Annotated in this window: 21 protein-coding genes; 10 read left to right on the top strand and 11 right to left on the bottom strand. The window is 30.5% G+C overall.

The features are described from left to right. Nucleotides 1-2 precede the first annotated feature (2 nt). The 6 genes from MYRA21_RS14330 to MYRA21_RS18970 form a co-directional block, all read right to left on the bottom strand. Complete coding sequence (locus MYRA21_RS14330) at nt 3-1034, bottom strand: HlyD family secretion protein (protein WP_006263584.1); 1032 nt, start codon at nt 1032-1034, stop codon at nt 3-5. Between the two features lie 6 nt (nt 1035-1040). Then, entirely contained in the window at nt 1041-2375 is a 1335-nt protein-coding gene (locus MYRA21_RS14325) for a TolC family protein (RefSeq protein WP_235279943.1), read from the bottom strand. A 184-nt stretch (nt 2376-2559) separates the two neighbouring features. Then, on the bottom strand, nt 2560-3417 hold the full coding sequence (locus tag MYRA21_RS14320; protein WP_006263582.1) for a helix-turn-helix transcriptional regulator: 858 nt from the start codon (nt 3415-3417) through the stop codon (nt 2560-2562). Nucleotides 3418-4190: 773 nt separating this feature from the next. Next, nucleotides 4191-4385, bottom strand: a complete 195-nt coding sequence (locus tag MYRA21_RS14315; protein WP_006263581.1) for a CsbD family protein — start codon at nt 4383-4385, stop codon at nt 4191-4193. Between the two features lie 109 nt (nt 4386-4494). Beyond that, complete coding sequence (locus MYRA21_RS19475; RefSeq protein ID WP_006263580.1) at nt 4495-4629, bottom strand: hypothetical protein; 135 nt, start codon at nt 4627-4629, stop codon at nt 4495-4497. Between the two features lie 65 nt (nt 4630-4694). Then, a complete protein-coding gene (locus tag MYRA21_RS18970; protein ID WP_006263579.1) occupies nt 4695-4859 on the bottom strand; it encodes a lmo0937 family membrane protein in 165 nt (54 codons plus the stop codon). 1074 nt (nt 4860-5933) lie between these two features. Between MYRA21_RS18970 and MYRA21_RS14305 the strand changes: the two genes are divergently transcribed. The 4 genes from MYRA21_RS14305 to MYRA21_RS14290 all read left to right on the top strand — a co-directional run bounded on the left by MYRA21_RS14305 (nt 5934) and on the right by MYRA21_RS14290 (nt 8633). Next, a complete protein-coding gene (locus MYRA21_RS14305) occupies nt 5934-6575 on the top strand; it encodes a KGG domain-containing protein (protein WP_052237544.1) in 642 nt (213 codons plus the stop codon). A 52-nt stretch (nt 6576-6627) separates the two neighbouring features. Next, on the top strand, nt 6628-7242 hold the full coding sequence (locus MYRA21_RS14300; protein ID WP_006263577.1) for a DUF892 family protein: 615 nt from the start codon (nt 6628-6630) through the stop codon (nt 7240-7242). A 168-nt stretch (nt 7243-7410) separates the two neighbouring features. Next, nucleotides 7411-7980, top strand: coding sequence for a hypothetical protein (locus MYRA21_RS14295; protein ID WP_232279306.1), 570 nt, complete (start codon nt 7411-7413; stop codon nt 7978-7980). Between the two features lie 14 nt (nt 7981-7994). Next, nucleotides 7995-8633, top strand: coding sequence for a DUF4142 domain-containing protein (locus tag MYRA21_RS14290; RefSeq protein ID WP_232234278.1), 639 nt, complete (start codon nt 7995-7997; stop codon nt 8631-8633). A 74-nt stretch (nt 8634-8707) separates the two neighbouring features. Here the strand turns inward: MYRA21_RS14290 and MYRA21_RS14285 are convergent, their stop codons facing one another. Both MYRA21_RS14285 and MYRA21_RS14280 read right to left on the bottom strand, forming a co-directional pair. Continuing rightward, nucleotides 8708-9631 carry an AraC family transcriptional regulator gene (locus MYRA21_RS14285; RefSeq protein ID WP_006263574.1) on the bottom strand — a complete coding sequence of 308 codons (924 nt, stop codon included), beginning with the start codon at nt 9629-9631 and terminating at the stop codon, nt 8708-8710. Between the two features lie 387 nt (nt 9632-10018). Beyond that, a complete protein-coding gene (locus MYRA21_RS14280) occupies nt 10019-10864 on the bottom strand; it encodes an SDR family oxidoreductase (protein ID WP_039329545.1) in 846 nt (281 codons plus the stop codon). Nucleotides 10865-11348: 484 nt separating this feature from the next. On the opposite strand from MYRA21_RS14280, the gene MYRA21_RS14275 reads away from it, so the two are divergent. From MYRA21_RS14275 to MYRA21_RS14260, 4 genes are all read left to right on the top strand, one after another. Next, the gene (locus MYRA21_RS14275) at nt 11349-11996 is read left to right on the top strand and encodes a hypothetical protein (RefSeq protein WP_039329543.1); all 648 of its coding nucleotides are present in this window, start codon (nt 11349-11351) and stop codon (nt 11994-11996) included. 306 nt (nt 11997-12302) lie between these two features. Continuing rightward, complete coding sequence (locus tag MYRA21_RS14270; RefSeq protein ID WP_039329542.1) at nt 12303-14087, top strand: hypothetical protein; 1785 nt, start codon at nt 12303-12305, stop codon at nt 14085-14087. A gap of 591 nt (nt 14088-14678) precedes the next feature. Beyond that, the gene (locus tag MYRA21_RS14265) at nt 14679-15707 is read left to right on the top strand and encodes a response regulator transcription factor (RefSeq protein ID WP_039329540.1); all 1029 of its coding nucleotides are present in this window, start codon (nt 14679-14681) and stop codon (nt 15705-15707) included. Between the two features lie 373 nt (nt 15708-16080). Then, nucleotides 16081-17253, top strand: a complete 1173-nt coding sequence (locus MYRA21_RS14260; RefSeq protein WP_006261199.1) for a proline dehydrogenase family protein — start codon at nt 16081-16083, stop codon at nt 17251-17253. A gap of 242 nt (nt 17254-17495) precedes the next feature. Here MYRA21_RS14260 and MYRA21_RS14255 read toward each other — a convergent pair whose 3' ends face one another. From MYRA21_RS14255 to MYRA21_RS14245, 3 genes are all read right to left on the bottom strand, one after another. Next, nucleotides 17496-18083: a hypothetical protein gene (locus MYRA21_RS14255; RefSeq protein WP_006261198.1), complete on the bottom strand. Its 588-nt coding sequence runs from the start codon at nt 18081-18083 to the stop codon at nt 17496-17498. Between the two features lie 168 nt (nt 18084-18251). Beyond that, nucleotides 18252-18914, bottom strand: coding sequence for a uracil-DNA glycosylase (gene ung / locus MYRA21_RS14250; protein ID WP_006261197.1), 663 nt, complete (start codon nt 18912-18914; stop codon nt 18252-18254). Nucleotides 18915-19040: 126 nt separating this feature from the next. Next, nucleotides 19041-19679: a helix-turn-helix domain-containing protein gene (locus MYRA21_RS14245; RefSeq protein ID WP_039329537.1), complete on the bottom strand. Its 639-nt coding sequence runs from the start codon at nt 19677-19679 to the stop codon at nt 19041-19043. A 788-nt stretch (nt 19680-20467) separates the two neighbouring features. Between MYRA21_RS14245 and MYRA21_RS14240 the strand changes: the two genes are divergently transcribed. After that, a complete protein-coding gene (locus tag MYRA21_RS14240) occupies nt 20468-21748 on the top strand; it encodes a TolC family protein (protein ID WP_039329535.1) in 1281 nt (426 codons plus the stop codon). 19 nt (nt 21749-21767) lie between these two features. Beyond that, nucleotides 21768-22868 carry an efflux RND transporter periplasmic adaptor subunit gene (locus tag MYRA21_RS14235; protein WP_039329533.1) on the top strand — a complete coding sequence of 367 codons (1101 nt, stop codon included), beginning with the start codon at nt 21768-21770 and terminating at the stop codon, nt 22866-22868. Nucleotides 22869-22871: the final 3 nt, after the last annotated feature.

Below are 22871 nucleotides of genomic sequence, written 5' to 3'. Positions count from 1 at the left end.
TCTTATTTTTTTAGGCGTACAACAACATTCATTCCTGCAATCAACTGATCTAAATCTATATTATCCGTTGTAAATTCTATTCGTACAGGTATGCGCTGTTGTATTTTAACAAAATTTCCTACAGCATTATCTATAGGAATACCTGCGTACTTAGAGCCAGTCGCACCAGATATAGCCGTAATAGTTCCTATAAACTCTCTTCCTCCTAATGCATCTACAGAAATAGAGACACGTTGTCCTATCGATAAGTTTTTTACTTGTTTCTCTAAATAATTTGCTGTTACCCATTTACCTTTAGACTCTACTAAAGACGTAAGTTGTTGATTAACTTGCGCCAATTGCCCTTCATTGTAATACCTCCTGCCTATCACTCCATCATGTGGAGCTATAATTACTGTATAACTTAAGTAAAGCTTAGCTAAAGCTATCGCCGATTTAGCCATTTCTATTTGCGCCAAGTCTAGAGCAAGTGCTTCTTTATTTTCTTGTACTAAAAGCTCAGTAGTTCTTTTTTGTTTTATTAATTTTTCAAGATTAGCTCGCTCACTTAAATACTGTGATTCAATCTGCTCATACTGTTGATGAGTCACAGCTTGCTCTTTTAATAATGTGGTATAGCGCGTATAATTGCCTTGATGGTATTTTACTTTTACAGTTGATTCCTTAATCGTAGAACCTACTACCCCTACATTGTTTTCGAGTCCTTTAATAGCTACTAGTCGCTGGTTATATGCTGCTTGAGCATTAGCCAAGTCTGACTGTGCTTTTTGGTATTGAATTCTCAGTTCTGAATCGTTTAATATAAACAAGGTGTCTCCTTTTTTTACATCTTGATGTTCTTTAAAGTTTACTTTCTCCACATAAGCATTTACTTTAGAATGAATAGGGATAACATGGCCTTCAATCTGAGCTGAATTAGTGTAGCTATTATCATTTAAATGAAAGAATTCAATAATAGCTATAGATACTAAAACCAGTACACCTACTACTGTAAGTGTATTAAATAAAATATAATTGCGTTTTCTAGATGTCATAATTGTTTAGTTTAATAAATTTAAATCTCCTATCAAGTAAGATAAATAGAGTGTTGAATAAAGTAGTTCTGCCTGAGTATGGGCTAGCTTTAGCTCTGTTTCTAACAGAATATTACTGGCATTAAAGACATCTAAGTATAAGGCTAATTGAGCTTTATACTTATTTTGTATAATACGGTAATTCTCTTTTGCTTGTTCTAAAGCTTTTTGTAGTTGTTTTTGCTGACTTAAGTGTAATCTTACTTGCAAGTATCCTTGTGAGATATCTTTATTCAGTTTCTTTATTACATAGTTTTGTTGCTCTTCTGCAATATTTAATTGTATCTGATAGGTTTTCTCTCTTTTTTTTGCCGTATATAAAGTCATTAAATCATACTTTATCCCAACACCTACTTGCCATGTATTCGCATATAAGTCCAGCTGAGGAGCAGTACTTCTTATAGGTCGATCAGTAGCAGACTGCATAAAACCATACAATGCAGGCCAGCGCTTACTCTTTTCTTTTTCTAAATGTAGTTTTTGAAGTTCTACTGCTTGTTCTTCTTTTTTTAAAATCAAAGACTTTTTATGCGCTTCTTCTACATAATAGTTCTCTTGTTTAAGAAAATCTTGTAGAAAGGGAATAGAAGAAGCATTTGTCTTTATTTTAATACTATCAGCCCCCATGGCTAACTGAAGCTCACTTTGCAAAATTCCTAAATCTGTTCTATTACTTTCTTGTTTTAATTCAATATCAGATATCTGTAGTTCTGCTAATAAAACTTCTTCTTTCGTTACCATTCCCTGTTCTAGGTACTGCTGAACAAGCGTTAATCTGTCCTGAGCTAATGCTTTATTCTTAATATAAATAGACTGGAGCAACTCTACTCTATATAAATTTAAATAGTATTTACTCACCATTAATTCTAAATCTAATCGCTGTTGAGCCAAATCTAATTGGGATAAAAATAAGGCTAATTCATGCCCTTGTATTGTTTTAGTAATGCGATGTCCATTAAAAATAGTTTGATTTATCTCAAGGTGAATTCCTTGATTGAAATGAAGATTTTTTAGGGTTCCTTCTTGGTTCAACTTTTTATCAAAAAGAGTTGTATTTCCTTGATACCCCATTGTCATTTGAATATTTGCTTGTGGCAATCGCTCTATTTTACTGCTTTCTAATTCACTATAACGAAGTTTTACTTCTTCTTCACCTTGTTTTAATTGAGGATGATGCTGTAATGTTGCTTGAATAACTTCTTGTAAAGTCAACGATACAGGAGGTTGATTTTGTGCTATTGTTTTACTTAGCATTGCTTGTAAAAACATCAGACAAAACAACTTTAATTTTATTCTTTTCATTTTGTAATTCGTCTTATATTATACCTTTAAAAACAAATTACACAGCTACATAAAACTATAATAAACAGTAATAATCTCTGATTACATCGTGTTTAAAAATAGAATCTTAACCGTATAAATTGTCAAGGCAAAGTAAAGACTGGTTGTAAAAAAAGACAAGAGAGTTATATCTGTATAACTAGGACTAATCACGGTTTTTACCTCTAAAAACAATAGGAGTACATCCTTCATTTTTCATAAATAAACGAGAGAAGTAAGAATAATCTTCATATCCTAAAGCAGAAGCTATTTCTTTAACAGATAAATCTGTATAGAACAACATTCTTTTAGCCTCTAAAATTACGCGCTCTTGAATCACTTTAGAAACAGCTATCCCTAATGTATGTGTAATGCATTCATTAAGATAAGTAGTAGAGATATGAAGTAGTTCGGCATAATAACTTGGGCGTTTGTGGTGCACGAAATAAATATCTAATTCCTTGATAAAGCTTAGAGTAATCTTTTCAAAACGATTAGACGGTATAGCCGAAAAACCTTGATTTAAGTATTGATCTAAAAAAAGCGAAATATAAACATTCACACTATTTTTTAAAGTTGCAGTATAAAAAGTTAGTTCTGATTTTTTATAGATATCTATACATAATTGAGCTGTGTTTTTTAATAGAGAAGTATTTTCTTTAGAAAGTTGCACAAAACGCGTTTGTAAAAACATAGATTGAATCGACGACTTATACTCAGGTGCAATATACTCTGACTTAATCGCAAGTACATAATACAGAACCTCTTTAAATTCAATATTCTTATGTACTTGCCCAGGACTAGTGTATAATAAACTAACACCACTTAGCTCATAATTAGTAAAATCAATTTCTACCTTCAACTCCCCTTTCATTAAAAACAAAAAAACATGATAATCATGACGATGAGAGTCTTTAAGCGCCCCCATAATATCAGACAGTGACTTAGCTGTGACTTCTTGAAAGAAAATTCCATCATGTGCTTGTCCTGCAATATTCTTTAATGAAACTTGTTTTGTCTTCATTTTTCGCTCTTATACTGAATTTTTTACAAGATACTAAATCAATAAACAAAGGCGGTACTAAAATCCCCTTTGTTTGTTCAGCTAGGCAAATTACTAGTTAATTATAAAATTCAAAAAAACACTTCTATTTAAAAGTTTAATTTTCACTCTACTATTGGCACTTCCTATTTTTTTAAAAAATAAATAAAGACTACCTAATATGAAGAAACCTATAAAACAAATCTCCTTCCTACACCCTCTTTTCTCCTATCTATTTTTTCACTACCTTTGCCTACAGTAAAGGCTTTGACTCAATGGCTATTATTGAGAATATTCTTCTATTCAAAGTCTGGTACATCTCACCAAAAAGAAAGCACAAATCACAGCTTTCAAAATTCAAATTTTCAAAATTTTAACAAGTTTTTTAACACTATAGATTCGCCATAAATCGAGTATTCATGCGGTCTCCGTTGTGGTTTGTTCGGAAGATGTTCGGAAAACACCCCCTTTTTCCGAACACTTTGCAAAGAACTTCCGAACAACGCCCAAACAACCTTCCCGAAAGCCTTGCTGTCACTGGCTTTATCGCATGCTTCAAATTCTTAAAAAACACCTAAATGTTAATATTTTTAACAGCTGTGATTTGTCCTGTTTTTAGATTTAATAGTGGTTAAACTATTCTCATTGTGAGATATCTGCTTAAAAAAAGAGCATCTCTTTATAAATATAAAGAAATGCTCTTTTTTACATATTATATTAGATAATATAAATAAACTTAATAAGATTGAAATCATTTATTCTTCTTTCCAATTTTTGATAACTTCTTCAATCTCTTCACGTGTCTTTCCACTTTTTTCTTGAAGCTTTCCAACAACTTCGTCAAATTTTCCTTCAGCGAAAACCTTATCATCATCGAACCATTGTCCATATTTTTGTTTAACAGCTCCTTTAATACGTTTCCATTTTCCTTCTAATTCTAAATTATTCATAATTAGTGATTTATTAAATTAATACTCTATTTTTTTTCAACTGTTTTACTCTGTTTACCAAATAACTACACTTTGTTAAGTACAATTACTTTTTAATTCATACTAATAGTTAATCTGATATACAGTCTTCGATATCCTTAACCTCTTTCATGAATTTTTTCTTCACTACTACTGCTAATACAACTACTCCTATAGCCGCACAGCAAAAGATTTTTCCTAATTGATACATTTTTTCTTTTTCCATAATTTTGTTTTTAAGATTAGTAAATTATATTCTAGTCTCTTGTTTATTATTCTATGATATCTAAACTAGAGCTCACTTTTAGGTCCCTTTATAACTCGTGATATAAGCATTAGTAAGACAAGTATTAACAAGATATGTACTGCCCAACCGAGCACTTGTCCAAAAGCAAAAAAACCTACTGCCCATCCTATTAAAAGAATTACGATAATTAACCAAAATACATTTCTCATATGTTAAGTTTTAAGATTAGTTTTTACTGCTTGATAGATTTGTTGATTAGTATTACTTTTGGTAGTCTTGACGCTTGATCTAAATGTTTTATTCTTTAATCCCTATATTAAAGTAATACCTATGTATTTTTATATTTTATACATATAAAAAAGCTATTTATAACTAAATAAATACAAATAGTGTACTACTATAATATTTTTATCAATAATAAAGAGAATAATCTTCTTTTCAATAGCGCGGTATATAGTGTCAGTACTAAAGCTAGCATAAAAACCATAGGCACCTTGCTAATGTTTTATAAAAACTCTTTAATAATTAAAATATCGAGGAATAAATGAGTAAAAAAATCTCAATTTGAGTAATTTCTACTCAAAAAAAACCAAAATAAAAGGTAAATCGAGATCTGTAATCACTATCTATTTGTGTGATTATAAAAGCTAGTAAATATTTTATAGTAATTTCTATCAATATTAATATAGAAAGTTACATATAGAATAATTAATTTATTCTACTTATAGAATCAAAAAAAATAAGTAACATACTTTCAAATGTCTTTCTTATACAAGAAGAACAGATAATATTGCAAATACAAAAAACAAACATTGTTGATTTAAAAAAAATAGCCTGTAAATCCCAAACAATACGTAGAAAAATGAGTATTAAATACACGGTATGTATAAAAAGTAAACATTTATTCTACATATTTTATATTATGCTTGCCTACTATATTTGTTAAAAGAAATAATTTAAAAAAACACAAACAACTCATTTATAGTTATTTATATAAATTATTTTATTAATTGTAATACTATTACTTACAATTAACTTATTATATGATACATAAATGAATATTTTTCAATACATCAAGACATTCATTCATATAAATTAACAATATTATTATATTATATTTTTTTATTTCTTAAAAAAATATAATAATAACAAACAACCTTAATCCCTTGTAGCTCCTGTTGTTCAAAGATTTTTTAACAGTTGATATCACCTCCTACTCTATTTTGTTCTATTTTATTTTTCAAGCATGGATATTGAACTAACTAAAAGTAACTGTGACATTTATGACAGCTAGTATCACAGTAATATTAACTTTTAAACAAAAAATTATGAACCACCACAATTCTAGAAACAGAGGGTCACAAAGTAGTCGACAATCTGATTTTTATCAAATGGCAGAAGAAATTTATCAATTAGGTTATGAACATGGTTATGACGATGGAGCTGATGATCAAACTTATGATGATGATATTGAGCAAGAAGAAATTGAACAATTCTTCGATGAAGATGATTTCTACGATCAGGACTCGTCTTATGACAACAACTTCAATGAAGATGATCACCCGAGAGATTCACAAGGGCGATTTATTCCAAAAGGACAAAGAAGAAGATCAAATAACTCAACATATAGCAACAGGTCTTCTAATTCTCAATCATATGGTAACAGATCTCAAAATTCAAGAGGACAACGTCAATCATCAAGGAGATCAAACTCTAATCATAACGACCAAAGAAGTTATTATAATAGTGCAGATAACAGAACTGGTTCAAATTCATCTAGAAGAACTAACAATGGAAGTTCACGTCGCGGTTTTGCAGCAATGAGCAAAGCAAAAAGAACTGAAATTGCAAGAATGGGGGGACGTGCATCACATGGTGGTGGACGCTCTAACAGTAGTTCAAGGGGAGCATATTCTTCTAGATAGTAATTTAGATAGAAGGAGAGTTTCTCTCCTTCTTCTTTAAAACCTAAAACACATGAAAAAATCAAATAATATTTCGAAGGGAGCATCTGAGTTTAAAGATCTTTTTATCCACTTATTAAAAGGTATCTATAATACAGAACATGGCATTTTAGATTCCTTACCTACTATGATAGAAAAGGCTACAACCCATGAGTTAAAAGATACACTAAAAGATCATGAGATTGTCACACAAAGACAAATCATTCGATTAGAAAAAATTTTTAGAACTCTTGGAATTACAAGCGAAAAGGAATCTTGCCTAGTGATGAAGACCTTTGATGAAGTAACTCAGAAAATAGTAAAAATAACAAAAGACGGAAGTATGGTAAGAGATGCTGGACTCATTGTTATTGCTCAACAAATAGAACATTATGAAATAGCAACTTATGGCGGACTAATCCAATTTGCCCTTGCTATTGAGGAATATGATATTGCTGATTTATTAGAACAAACTTTAGATGAGGAAGAGCAGGCTGATTGTGAATTGACTCATATAGGAGAATGCCACATCAATATAGAAGCCAGTGATCAGAATGTAGAAGATGAAGATGTAAAAGAATCTACAAGTAAATCTAGTTCAGCGAATCAAACCAAAAAGAGTAGCCAGCCCAAGGATAAAGTAAAATAGATTTACTCAATTCAATATTCTTTTCTAAAAATTGCTAGAACTAGAAAATGAAGTGGCTTACCTAGGTCATATCTCCATAGTATAAAATCTTTCATAATAACCCGAAAGTAAGCCACTTTCATTAAAAAAACAATCATGTATATCACTCTAAATTATAAATTCTTTCTTTTGCTATTCACTATAATTATCTTAATTACTGTGTTCTTTACTTCTTGTAGAAGAGATCCAAATCATTACAGATCAACTTATAGGTCTAAAACAAATGAAGTTGTAGATACAAACTCTTCTCCTATTCAAGATCATAAAAATAGTAAAGCTTATAATGATTCTTTAGCAAAACACTTTAGTACGCTTGTAAAAACACAGTTTTATTATACAGAAGCTGCAAAAGAGAAAAGCAGAGATAAAAGAATAGTTGACTTTGCTAATACTATAATAATTGAATATCAAAACATTTTAAAAGAAATGAGCATCCTTGTTCAATCTACAACCCAAGATAGTATTATCAACCTGAGTGACAAGAGGCTTGTTCTTCATAAACTAGAAAACAGCTATTCAAAGGACTATGAGTCCCTTTTCTTAGAAGAAACTATCAAACTACAATTCAGTATCAGAGAAGTCTTATGGCAAATTAAAAATAATACTCTTAATACTGACCTACAAGTATTCTATGAGAAACTAATACAAGAAACTGAAATACGTATAGATGAAGCAACCAATCTATTAGATAATGTATAACCAATATTTAAATTATGAAAACATACATAAAAATGATTTTTTTAGCATTAATAATAGCCCTCGCCGCTATCGCATGTAAAGAAAGACCTACAGCTAAAGACCCAGAAAAAATGGCTAAAGATCAAAATAAAGCTAATCTTGATCATACTAATTATTCTCAAGGTAACTACCATCGAGAGGATTCCAAACAAGGTATGAATCAAAACAATCACAATGATAAAAAATATGCTGATATAATAGTTGACGTAATAAGTGATCAACTATATGAAATAGAGTTAGCAAAAACTGGAAAAACTAGAGCAAATAGTCTTAGAGTACGTGAATTCGCAACAGAGCTTGAGAAGCATCATACTAAAAGATTGCAACAATTAAATGCTTTAGCAGGGCAATTCAATTATGCTATTCCAAGAAACTTATCCGATTCACAATGGAAAGATATTCAAGATATAGAATCAACAAATAGTAAAAAATTTGACAAAAAATGGATTGATGAAGTGATTTCTGCTCATAACAAGGCAGTAGATATTTTAATTAAAGGAATTGATAAAACAGATCATATCAATATTAAAAACGAACTGAACAATACGCTACAAGAAGTAAGATCTCATCTTGAATCTGCAAACTACATTAAAAATAATATTATAAATAAATAGCTGTAATACATATATTATGCTTTTTTACTTTTTTTTTTACCGCCATATACTCTATGGCGGTTTTTATAATAACATTATTCTGTATTTAAGCCTTTACTATATTTTTTTCTAAACTCAGCGGGGTTATGGTTTGTAGCTTTTTGAAAATTTCTAAAAAAATTAGAATAATCTGTAAATCCACATTTATGTGCTATATTATTAATTGATAAATTAGAATAAATCAATAATTGCTTAGCGTACTTAATGCGTTGCTCTAAGTAAAAAGAATAGAATGTTTGATTATACATTGCTTTAAACCCTTTCTGAAATACATTTTTATTAATCTGAAATTGCTCAATTAATTCATCAATAGTATAAATACGATCATATTCTTTATTACAGAGAATAGCATGAATTTGTTGTATTTTTTGTTTGTCACTGAATTTAATCTCTCGAATTTTAGTGTAATCAGGGGTGTTCTCTTCTATTTTTTCTGTCTCAAAGATTGGATTAACAATAGCAAAGCTCATCCAAATCTCTCTAGACTGCCCCATATAATGGAAACCACAATAGCCTTTTATCGATTCTCCTTTAATTAATAGTTCTAATGAAAAAGAAGTTCTTTTGGTTGGGGTTTGAAGAAAAATCAGAAAATTCTTAAGCCATTTTTCCTGATCTTGTTCAGAGACTAAGTCTAAAAGGTAATTATCTATAAAATCTATTTTATCTAAGATATTGTCTTTAGCTTTAATTAAGGACATATCTAATATCCTACCTTCAGGACTAATTTTAATAATACAAGATGTGATATACTCATAACCAAGAGTCGGCTGAAGAGTAATGAAATACTTAAACTTATTTTCATACTCTTCTGCTAAAATATTAAATACTGTTTCTGCATTTGAAAAACAGTCATTCTCAATATTAGAACTAAGGCGTTTAGTATAATTCCCTTTAGCTAAATCATCTAGAGCTTCTAAAAAGGCTTGAAATCTTTCTTTATTGATTTTTATAGACATCTAATTTTAATTTAAGGTAAGTGTTACAATAATCTCATCAGCATTTATCTTTACCTAACAACAATTAATTTTAGATACTTACAAGAATTAAATACACTTTAAATAAGACATAGGCTCTAATAAAATGTTTTTACTACTTTTAAAAAAAGAGATAATAACGATAATTTAACCATCAACAGAAGGTTATTTGTACTTTATTAAAATCAATCGTTTATAAGGTTGTTGTTCAAATTTAAATATTACTAAAATAGTATCAAAGTATATTTATATTTTTTGACATTACAACAATATACATTAAAATCAATCTAATTTATACTAAAAAATTAACCCCCACTTAAAAGCAGGGGTTACTTATTTAAAACAATTTTACATTTTTTTGTTTCTAACCTATAAGGTTATACGACCACCAGTAGCCGCAATAATAGCTCCTGAAATATAAGAGGCTTGATCACTTGCTAAAAAAACATATATAGGAGCGATTTCACAAGGTTGCCCAGGTCTTCCCATAGGAGTATTCTTTCCAAAATTATCAACATCAGAAATAGTTGTTGGAATTAATGGAGTCCATATAGGTCCAGGGGCCACAGCATTGACTCTTATTTCCTTTCCTTGTTCCAAAAACATTTTACTCATACTAGCTGTTATATTTTGAATAGCAGTTTTGGTAGAAGCATAGGCTAAAAGACTGGGATTAGGATTATATACATTGACTGATGTTGTATTGATAATACTACCTCCTTTAGGAATAAATTTAAGACTATACTTTATCATAAAAAATAATGCATCTAAATTAGTCTGATATGTTTGCTTCCAATCCTCTATAGTAATTTCTTCAAAAGTTTTATGCTCCCTTTGAAAAGCGGCATTATTAATTAGTACATCTATTTTACCAAATTTCTTGACAGTATCTTCAACAATCTTTTTACAATTTTCGGCTTTCTGAAGATCTAATTCAAAAGCTATTCCCTCTGCTTTTGCATGTTTGATCCAATTTAAAGTATCTTGTGCATCTTCTCTTTCTAATGAGGACAAATACACTATTGCAACATTAGCTCCTTCTCTAGCAAAAGCTATGGCAGTAGCTTTACCTATACCAGAATCTCCTCCTGTAATAAGTACTGTCTTATCTTTAAACAATCCTTTCCCTTTATAAGAAAATTCTCCATGATTAGGTCTGTTTTTCATATCTAATTCATTTCCTGGAGGAATTTGTTTGGTTTCTGAATATTCCATAATTTAATTTTTAAGGTTAATACAACCTATTAAAAGACAAAATCTATGCTAGTTACCAAATCAGATAGAACAACAAGCTACAAGACTTACTTATGTCAAGAAATAAATATTCAATAGAAAGTAAATATGAGTAAAAAACACACACATTGTAGATTAATTACACAAAAATTCTCTTTAATTAAAAAATCATCTTCTGATTAAGCTTAGTTTTTCTGAATATTAAAAAAGATTATTTACATAAAAATAAAACACAACTATTTGTTATTATGTAACTTAATAATTAAATATTATGTTATATAGTTGATTTTATTATTACGGTAGTAGTTATATTTTATTTTAAGATTAAAATAAAAGCTATGTTATAATACATAAAATGCAATATTGTTTTATTTTAAGCATAGCTTTTGCTTTCTAACTATTGAAGAATAAAATGATAAAATACTAGCTGTCACTAATTTTTTATTAATTAAAAAACTTCAATATTATGAATAACCGTAATAATAGCTCTAGAGCTTACAATAGATCAAGAACAAGAGATAATTTTAATTCATCAAAAGATCGATCAAACCAATACTCTAATCGTTTTGATAGTTATGGAGATAACAATTATTTTGGCGATAACCGTTATGATGATTCTCAATACGATATGAGTGGACACAACTACAATAATAATCAAGATTATTATAATGATGAGTATCAAAGTGGTACTAATCGAGACAATTACTATAATGATAACTACAACCATAATAATAATTACATGGATAGTTATGATCAAAATTTAGAATACCCTAGAGATGACTATAATATGGATTCAGATGGATATCATGAACATTACCCAGGTTATAATGAACAAAGTCATTATGGCTATGACGAAGATTCTTTTGATACAAGAAATCATTCACAAAATAGAAATATGGGGCGCTCTTTTAATAATAGACAATCTCAAGATTATCGACAACAGAGAGATTATCGACGTCCGCAAATATGGATGGATAATGATGAACAACACTCTTCAGATAGATTAAACAATACTGATTACTACGGAATGAATTCTTCTAGAAACAATTCTAATCATAATCAACAACGTAGATCTAGACGTCACTATGGTTTTGGTAATAGAAATAATTACTAAAAAAAATCATAAAGTGTTATTTTTCTAAGTATGCAGTAAAGGATGAAATATTCCTTTACTGTTTTTTTTTATACTACTCAACAGATTTTCACTTTAATGATGAGATTTAATTAAATGTATAGATATTATAATTAGACACTTACATATAAAACAACCTATTATTTATACCTACTTATCACTCCCTTCTTCCCTAGGTCTTTACATAAATTTAATATGAGATAATCGCCTAACATGATATTTGTCACTTAATTACTCAGAATATTTGAAGAATTTCCCTCCCTTATAAAATATAACAAACAAACCAAAATGAAATTAAAACCAATACATTCATTTCACATTCCAGTGATGGGATTGGCCTATACGATTGATAGTCCAGTGAGAGTGGCTCAGTATGGTTTCTCCTCTACTATCTCTGTGATGGATGATGAATTAATAGAACGCATGAACAAGTTCTATTGTGAGAAATTCGAACTGCCTTATCAAGAGATAACGAAGAAGATAGAGGACTTTAGAGCCAAGCGTATTACAGCTTATCTAAATACATTAGATACCATCGTAAAAGGGAAATTCGAAAACCTAAAAGCTTCTTTCTTAGAAAGCAAAAAAGAGGTTGAGGATTATATCGATATGTTGCCATCTGTATCAGAGATCAGAAAGAATCTACAGCAGCACTTAGATGATAAGCTATCTATAGACCACCTGAAGGGAGTTCTAGAGCACTACCTTACCCCTGGTGATATAGATGTCAATATCATGACTAAGGTAGATAGAGAAAACTTCAATAAAAAAGAAGCCTTACCTGTAGAATACAATGATGCACATGCTGCCCTAAGAGGCTTTGTGAACAGTACTTTAAACTCATCCGTAGTCCTATCTGCAGGTATGAATCCAAGATTGTTTAGCTATTTTGAGGAGTTTGACGCTTTTTATCCAACTGCTGACAATACTTTACAGAAGAAGATCATCTTAAAAGTAAGTGATTTTAGATCTGCCTTAATACAAGGGAATTTCCTAGCCAAAAAGGGATTATGGGTATCTGAGTATCGCATAGAGTCTGGACTTAACTGTGGTGGGCATGCCTTCGCTACAGATGGTTATCTAATGGGAGTAATCTTAGAAGAGTTTAAAGCTAGAAAAACAGAATTAATAAGTTCTACCCATGACTTACTAGTGAAAGCCCTAGAACAGAAGAATAGATTTGTTCCTTCTACTCCTCTTGATTTAAAGGTTACAGCTCAGGGCGGTGTAGGTACAGCAGCCGAGCATCAGTTCTTACTAGAGCATTACGAAGTAGACTCTGTAGGTTGGGGCTCACCATTCTTATTAGTACCTGAGGCTACTTCTGTAGATCAGACCACTAGAGAATTACTAGCTAAGGCAAAAGAAGAAGATCTATACTTGAGTAATATCTCTCCTTTAGGTGTGCCGTTTAATAGTATTAAAGGAACTTCTAACGACTTCTTTAAGTCAGAGAGAATCAATAAGAACAAAGCAGGTAGTTCTTGTCCTAGAAAATACCTAGCCTTGAATAAGAATTATTCGAATGAAGGACTGTGTACTGCTTCTAGAAAGTATCAAACTATCGAAATAGAAAAGCTAGAACAGGGTAAAGATAATATTAGCCAAGAAGAATACAATAAGAAGTATCAACAGATAACAGAGAAAGCATGTCTATGTATAGGCTTAGCCAATGCGTCTTATATGGAGCTTAATTTACCTATCAAAGGGGAAGCACAAGGGGTAGCTATCTGCCCTGGGCCTAATATTGCTTACTTCACTAAGGAAGTATCTCTTAAGAAAATGGTCAATCATATCTATGGACGAGATAATGTAATCGACACTAAAGAGCGTCCTCATTTCTTTATTAAAGAATTAAGAATGTATCTGGATCATTATAGACAAGAAAAGTCAGCTTTAGAATTAGAACAATCAGCGCCAAAACTGAAAAAGCTAATGAAGACAAAAGAGAACTTACTAGAGGGAATCACGTACTATAAAAACCTCTTTAAAGAAGACAATACTTACTTTATACAAGAGCGAGAAAATATACTTAAAGATTTACTTCAAGTAGAAAAAGAGCTCCTAAACTAAATAAGAAGAAATCCAGCTGTCAGCAGACAAGCTGGATTTTCTTTTTTACTCATATCCACAATTGTAATTTTTATCACTTAGACTAAATAAAAAAAGCACCCAATCAATACATGATTAGGTGCTCAAAATAGACAAACGAAATGTATCTTTTACGCTAGTTTTGCCTAAGGTCTTTATAACTAGTGGGGACTTTGGATATTTACTCTTTTTGTCAATACATAAAAAGAGTAAACTAAAAAAGGATAGTTTTTTAGCAATAAAGACAAATCAAAAATAGCATCTTTTACTAGAAAATTAACTATCCTTTTTAATAGTTATAGCGCTAAAGTACGGTTATTTTCAAAATATACACCATTAAAATAACCTTCTTACAAGCAAACCAACACCCTGTATATCAATACTGTGAATATGGCAAATAGACAACACTATACTTTTTTAACATTTCACTACACAGATTTAAGAAAGTACTGCACTGATATTTTAGTTAATTTTACATCTTGATCAGCAGAGAGGTTCTCTAAAAAATAGGTCTAATTAAACATTTATTATCACTCTATATTAACATATAATGTAGAGCATTATAAACCTTATATGATTTCATTACCGTTATTTAATCAATTTCCTTTTTTTGCAACAGATACACCTAAATATATCATTATCGGGCTATACTATGGGATATCATTTCTCTCTCTAGTTATACTTCTTGCACTTTATATTATTTTCAAGTATAAGAAACTTAGCTTTAGTTTTTTCTTACAATTAAGTATATTCTCTAGTTTCTTAGTCAAGGACATTATTTACTTTTATATGCCTGACCACCATGCTACTATCGGTTATTTATTAGCTTGGAATATCGGCACATCACTAGTGCTACTAATACTACTCCCCTACCCTTTTTTAAGATTTAAACACAAACAACAATTCTATAAAACAGGGATTGTTGTACTGTTTGCTTTAGTTGCTATAGAGTTATTATCTAATTTATTTATCGTTCCTAGTCATGGGAATAGCTTTATTCACCCTATAACGACGATACTAACGATACTAGCATTGTACTTATTCTTCATTCTGAATCATACGTATAATTATAAAAATTATATTTCTTTCTTAATTATCTGTATTACCGCTAGTACCATTATTCTCGCTCCTTCTATTAATGATACGCTTTACGAGTTATTCATCGTATGGCCTACATTGCGTTTAATAGGAATCCCTATTCTTATTTGTTCTAGTTGTATTACCCTATTAGAAGTAAAGAAAATACACGAGCGAAACTCTATCTATAAACGATATTTATACCAGTATATGTATATGGTAAAAGACTACCATAAACAGTTAGAATATGAGAAAAGCCTTAATGCAGATAAAACGACAAAAGTAGAGCAAGAAAAAACAACCATACAAGATCAGCCTCTATATCAATTAAAAAATAAATACAATCTTACAGAACGTGAGTTGGAGGTTCTAAGTCTACTCTGGGAAGGTGCTACGAATAAAGAGATAGCTGATGAGTTATTTATCTCTATTAATACCTGTAAATATCACATTAGTAAAATCTATTTTAAACTAAACATTAATTCTAGAGCACAGATTTATGCTTTTAAGGATAAGCTAGAATAGCTGTCATACTCTAATTGTATTCAACTATTTTTTAGTTTTAAAAAGGTCTTTTCTTCTTATCAGAGCATTCTTTATAAAGTCAATGATATTTTCTGAGAATTTTGATGATATAAATAGTCCTTAACCCTCTAAACAAGACTAAACAATGGAGTATCTCTATTTTTTTATAACTTTTAAAAGAGGCTATAATTAGATATATCAAAGAATTTAAGAGTTTAGTTCTTGTTCGATAAGGATTAAAAGTATTTAACACTTTATAATCACTAAGCGATTAAAAAATATCACATATTTTAAATAAGAAGATAAATACCAAAAACTATTAAATTATTACTAAAAGAGTAATTATATTTGCCTAACGAATTTACTTTTTATAATGAAAAATTTATTTAATAATACTGAAGTAGCTTTTGCTCTTAAAAATAATAAAGAATTAAAAAGAGCACATTTTTTATTTAAAATGATTAGCAAACCAACTTTAGTAAAACTTGGTTCTTCCCTTGCAAATTTTGCAATTAAAACTCATTTGCCTGTTACTGGTTTAATCCGTTCTACTGTATTCGATCACTTCTGTGGTGGTATTAGTGAAGATGACTGCTTAACTGTAGTAGATAATATGTACGCTAAAGGTGGTGTGGCATCAGTTTTAGATTATTCTGTAGAAGGTAAAGAAACTGAAAAGCAATTTGACGCTGCTCTAAACATGACGATTAAGACAATCGAGTATGCTAAACAACGTCCAGACTCTATTCCTTTTGCTGTATTTAAACCTACTGGATTTGGTAGATTTGATATGTTTGTGAAAAAAGGCGAGAAAGTAGCTTTCACTGCTGAAGAAGAAAAAGAATGGGAACGCATCGTTTACCGTTTTAACATGGCTTGTAAGTTTGCTTATGACAATGATGTACTTTTATTAATCGATGCTGAACACAGCTGGATGCAAGATGCTGCTGATGATATCGTATTAGACATGATGAGAAAGTATAACAAAGAGAAAGCATTAATCTATAATACTGCTCAGATGTATCGTTGGGATAGATTACAGTATTTAAAAGATCTACACGCTATCGCTAAAGCAGAAGGATTCCATGTAGGTATGAAGGTAGTACGTGGTGCTTATATGGAGGTAGAGCGCGAAAGAGCTACAGAGAGAGGATATAAATCTCCTATCTGTGTAGACAAAGCTGCTACTGATGTAAACTATGATGCTGGAGTTACTTATATGTTAGAGAACATTGACTCTATGGCTATCTTCGCTGGTACTCATAACGAGAAAAGTTCTTACTTAATCATGGACTTAATGGAGAAACACAATATCTCCCATACAGACCGTAGATTATACTTCGGACAGCTGTACGGAATGAGTGATAATATTAGCTTTAACTTAGCGAAAGAGAAGTTTAATGTAGCTAAATACTTACCATTCGGACCTGTACGTGATGTAATTCCTTACTTAATCAGACGTGCAGAAGAAAATACTTCTGTTGCTGGTCAAACAAATAGAGAGTTAGATCTTATCGAAACTGAACTGAAAAGAAGAAAACTGTAATTAATTACGGATTTAGAAATACAATTACCCGTCTAGGGTAGTTCATCATAAAAAAACGGAAGCTATATAGCTTCCGTTTTTTTATGATATTGATTAAAATCCTGCTTCTTCAAAAAGCTTACTCTAATTTCTTCTCTCTTCACGATACTAAGTACACATAACAGTAGAGGTGGCTATAATACTAATATATAAAGTAGAATTGCTTTTGTAGTATCTGGGTTAATATTCATACATACCCTCTATTAATCACCTAGTACTAATAAGTTTGTTTCCATATCTGTATCTTTAGGAACTAGTAGTGAAACGTTGTATTGGTTCTGGACATACTTTAAATGGTCAATATTTAAATAATTGCCAATTAATTCAGCGCATTCTTCTGCACTTCTCTTTCCGCAGAGTATACCAAAAAATTGAACCTCTGTTTCTATTTCAAGGGATAATTGTTCATCAAAATCTTCATCTGCATAAATGTCAATAGTAGCAGACACCTTCACTATTATTTTGCTATCAACTTTTCTAAAGTTGATTTTTGCATTATACACTCCTGTATGTTCATAAACATAAAAAAGAGCTCTAGGCTTCCCCTCCTCTTCTTGATAATCTTCCCATTCTATATCATATCCTGCAATATCTTGCCATTGATTCAGTTCATTAGGATTGATAAATAATAATAGCTCTGAATTAAAATACAGGCCCCTTCTATTTAATCTACCCTTAGTGTCTTCAGCCTTTATTTGTAATCCGAAGACTAACTGTTTTATTGAACTATCCATAAAAGCATCTAAGTAAGCATACTTTACGTCAAATTCTTGGTCTTTTATTTTAAACATATCAAAATAACTAAGTTAATTACATTCTTTACTTAAAAGATGGAATATACTGCCACGCGAAGTCTCCCGACTTCGTGTTACTAAACAATATTATCTTATATACAGTCCCACATAAGAGAAGAGTGCTATAGGTTAAAAAATTCCTAATTCCTAATTCCTAATTCTTAATTAAATCTTCCAGTCAATTGTTTTAATTCCTTTAGACTCCAAGTACGCATTTGTTTGAGAAAAAGGCTTACTCCCATAAAATCCTCTATAAACAGATAAAGGAGACGGATGTACTGTCTCTATCACGAGATGTTTGGAACGATCAATATTCTTTCCTTTCTTTTGAGCATAACTCCCCCATAGAATAAATACAATATTCTCTCTGTGTTCACTTAATTGTTTTATTACTGCATCAGTAAACTTCTCCCAACCTAACTTCTGATGAGAACCTGCTTTTTTCTCCTGTACAGTTAATGTTGCATTTAATAAGAATACGCCTTGTTCTGCCCATTTGGTCAGATCTCCATTTATATTCTTAATGTCTAAATCATCTTCTAGTTCTTTATAGATATTTTGTAAACTCGGAGGTAACTTTACACCTTTACTTACGCTAAAAGAAAGACCATTTGCCTGAAATGCCCCATGATAAGGGTCTTGACCAATGATGACTACCTTCACATCGTCAAAATCTACTAGCTCAAATGCTTTATAAACCTCCTCTTTAGGAGGATAGACCATAGTAGTTTCATATAAACAATTAATATTCTCTATTAGTGTTTTAAAATATGGAGATGCCATTTCAGTTGCTAAATGCTTATTCCAACCTTTTGCTTTTAGTTTCATTCTTTTTTTCTTCAAATATAAGCTTTCAACTAAAATATTAAACAAGATTTAGAGTGAAATACTAAAAGAAAAGAGTAGCTAATCACTATTATTTGTCTACTCTTTTCTTTTAGTATCTCTCATTGATTATATCTCAGATATACCTTTCATCTGTGGTAAAAAAGCGCCTCGAATACAGAAGAGTTCTTTTATATCGTCTATTTTTACCTGGATATTTTCAAATGCAGGATTATCACTGATCAATAACAGTGTATTATCATCTACTTTTCTTTTAAATCTGTAAATAACAATCCCTTTTCCTTTAAGTACAAATAGATAAACATGCCATAACTGTAAGTCCTCTACACTAATATGCTTAGTAATCACATAAGAAGTCATTTTAATAGTTGGATACATATTATCTACAGATACTTGAAAAGCTGTATCTACTTCCTCTACCGTTGGAAAAACATAACTTGGAGCTGTAGCTAATGTCTTCTCTGGATCCAAAAAATATTCAAAGTGGTGATCAATAGAAATCATTTTTACTTTTCTCTTGTGATAACTACTGTTGTATACAGCTGTAGAATCTGAGAAGAACAATTCATTTAAATCAATTTTGTGTTCTTTACACAACGCTATTAAGCCTTCATACTGTAAGCTATCTCTCTTTTTCCATGAAGAGATAGTATTAGGTTTAACATCAAGAATATCTGCTAACTGTAAATCTGTTTTAATCCCTAGCATTCTCTTTAGTTTCTTAATTACTCCTGTTGCATTTTGCATAGCTTTAATTTTTTAGTGTTTGTTTTAATTTTTTTTACTTTTCTCATGTGATTAAGGCACTTTATAAGCCATAAATGATAATAATCAAATATTTTAATGAGTGACTATTTGTACACTAATTATAGTATAGTAGCATAAACTGCCCTATTATTTATCTACTCCAAAACCTCGTTATAAGGCTTACCTAAGGCTATTATTGATTTTCAAACAAAGAATTAAATCTTTAGTTTATTACTACTTATATAGTACAAATTACAAAATATAAATACTAATAAATCATAATATTCAAACAATACAAAGTATTAAATGTGTAATAATTCGCAATAATCTACCTATAAAGACCTTTTACAATAATATTGCCAACATTTCTTAATTTTTAAGAGACTACATTTTGTCAACTATTCACAATAAAGCATTGATTACAAAGCTGATTGACACATTTAAACATCACAAAACGTAAAGCCATTTAAAAAATAATACTGAACAATTGTATATTTTTTAGGATCAAAACCCTTTTTGGCTTCTTTTTTGTAATAGTCATTCTATAAAGAATAAGGGGTTTGGATTAAAGAGAGTTCTTGTTAAACTTTTAGATTAAATAGAATAATGACAACTCAACGAAAAAGTAGAAAACAAAATCAAGTTAAATAGATTGAAAATTGCGACTATAAAGAGGAGTAGTAATTAGCTTTCTAATCATTTTCTAATGTTGTTTTAATCTCTCTCTAATGGAACTCAAAGTTCTCTATAAGTCCTAAACAATAATTTTGACCTTAAAATAAAAAACAATGTTTAAAAACACTTTATTAACCATTCTATGCACCTTTGTACTAAGTACTTATGCACAAGATAGCTCAGTTAAAGCACTGACATTATCTAAAGAAGAAGCTGAAGCACTTTTCTTAGAGCAGAACTTAGAACTTATTGCAAAGAATTTAGAAATCTCACAAGCAGAAGCACAATTGTTACAAGCAAAATTATGGCCTAACCCTACTTTCGAAGTTTCTGAAATCAACTTCTGGAAGACTACAGATATAGAAGAACAACCTAAACTTATAGGTAACTGGGGTGAAGCACAACAATATGCTTTTAGAGTAGAACAATTGATTCAAACAGGCGGTAAACGTAGAAAGACAATTGACCTTCAGAAATTAACTATAGAAGAGAAACAACAGGAGTTCGAAAGTATTATTCGTGAGCTTAAGTTAGAACTAAGAGGTAATCTATCTAACTTACAAATACTTCAAGAGCAACAAAAGATATACGAAAAACAAATAGAAAGTACTAAGTCCCTAATTAGTGCATACAAGAACCAATTAGATCAAGGGAATATAAGTCAAGCACAATACATCCGCTTAAAAGCAGCTGAACTTCAGTTTAAAAAAGAATTGGTTAATATCAATAAAGAACTTGAAGAAGCTATAAAAGACTTTAAAAACTTTATCAATATTGGGAATAGCACCCTGGTCGTTATTACTGATAAACTAGTAGCTCCTGAGAAAGAGGTGTCTGAATTAGAATTAGAAAATTGGATTATCACTGCTCAGGAACAACGTCCAGATGCCTTAAAAAGCAAAACTCTAGAAAAGCAATCAGAAAAGCGATTAGAGATTGAGAAAGCACAGCGAGTTCCAGATATTACACTAGGAGTAGATTATGACAGAGGTGGTAATATTATGCGTGATTTTGTTGGTTTTGGGATTTCGTTTGACTTACCCATTTTTGATAGAAATAAAGGAGGTATTAAAGAAGCTAAAATAGATATAGAATTAGCTAAACTTGATACACAAAGCAAACTAAATGAGATTGCTAATGATATAGTGGAAGCTTTTAGAAATTATTATCATGCTGAACAGTTATACAAAGATATAGATAGCGAATACGAAAGCCAACTAGATCAATTACTAGATGCATATCACAAGAATTTTAAAAAGAAAAATGTAAGCCTTATAGAATATTTAGACTTTGTAGAAGCTTATATAGAGAACAAAACAATTCTATTAGAAACTAAGAAAGATCTAAATGATCACTTTGAAAAACTACAATATGCAGTAGGACAAGATTTATAAAAACTAAACTAATTAGACAATGACAAAATATTCTATACTAACACTAGCCTTACTAAATATGGTTCTGATGAGCTGTAATAAGGGAGACCAAAATAATGAAGAGATAGCTAAAGAACAAGAATGCTTATCTGAGGTAATGAAAAGTACACTCAATATGGAGAAGGTAACCCTTCGACCTATAGAACGAAGCCTAACTCTAAATGGATATATTGACTATAACCAAGATAAGACAGTTCCTTATAATAGTCTAGTAGATGGACTAGTTACGAATACTTACTTTTCGTTAGGAGACTATGTAAATAAGGGACAATTATTAGCTGAAATAAAAAGTACAGATACCAATGAGATATACAGTGAGTTAAAAAGTAGTGAAGCTGAATTAAAAGTAGCTAAGCGCGAGTTAGAATCAGTAGAATCAATGTATAAAGATGGGATTGCTTCTCAAAAAGAGTTAATCGAAGCTCAAGAAGAAGTCAAAACACTTAATAGTAAAGTAGCTGCAGTAAGAAGTAGTCTAGCGATATTCAATAGTCGTGGCGAATCTGGAGTAGTAAATGTAGTAGCTCCTCAGTCTGGTTATATCGTTACAAAAAATGTAAGTACAGGAATGACTGTAAATGCAGGTGATGAACCCCTATTTACAGTAGCTGATTTATCTGATGTATGGATTATGGCTAATGTATATGCCGCTAATATGCGTCATGTACAACCAAATCAAGAGGTAAAAGTATCTACCCTAGCTTATCCTGATGAATACTTTGCAGGAAAAGTAACTAAAGTATCTCAAGTATTCGATACAGAAGAAAGAGTCTTAAAAGCTCGTATTTCAATGGAAAATAAAGAGATGAAATTAAAGCCGGGAATGTCTGCTGATATTATTATTCAGTTAGAAACAAACGAGGGTAAATCTCTTGCCATCCCTAATACCGCTATCATATTTGATAACAACCAAAATTATGTGGTAGTCTATAAAAATGATTGTGAACAAGAAGTTAGAAAGATCACCCCTGTCTCTAAAAACAATATTTATACCTATATAGCAGATGGCGTAAAAGAGAATGAGATGGTTGTAACTACTAATGAATTACTTATTTATGAGCAGCTAACTAATAAATTGTAATTC

The organism is Myroides sp. A21 (assembly GCF_000807225.1).
Taxonomy (GTDB): Bacteria; Bacteroidota; Bacteroidia; order Flavobacteriales; family Flavobacteriaceae; genus Flavobacterium; species Flavobacterium odoratimimum.
The sequence above is the reverse complement of the archived record's forward strand: the minus strand, read 5'-3'. Positions and strand labels throughout refer to the sequence as shown.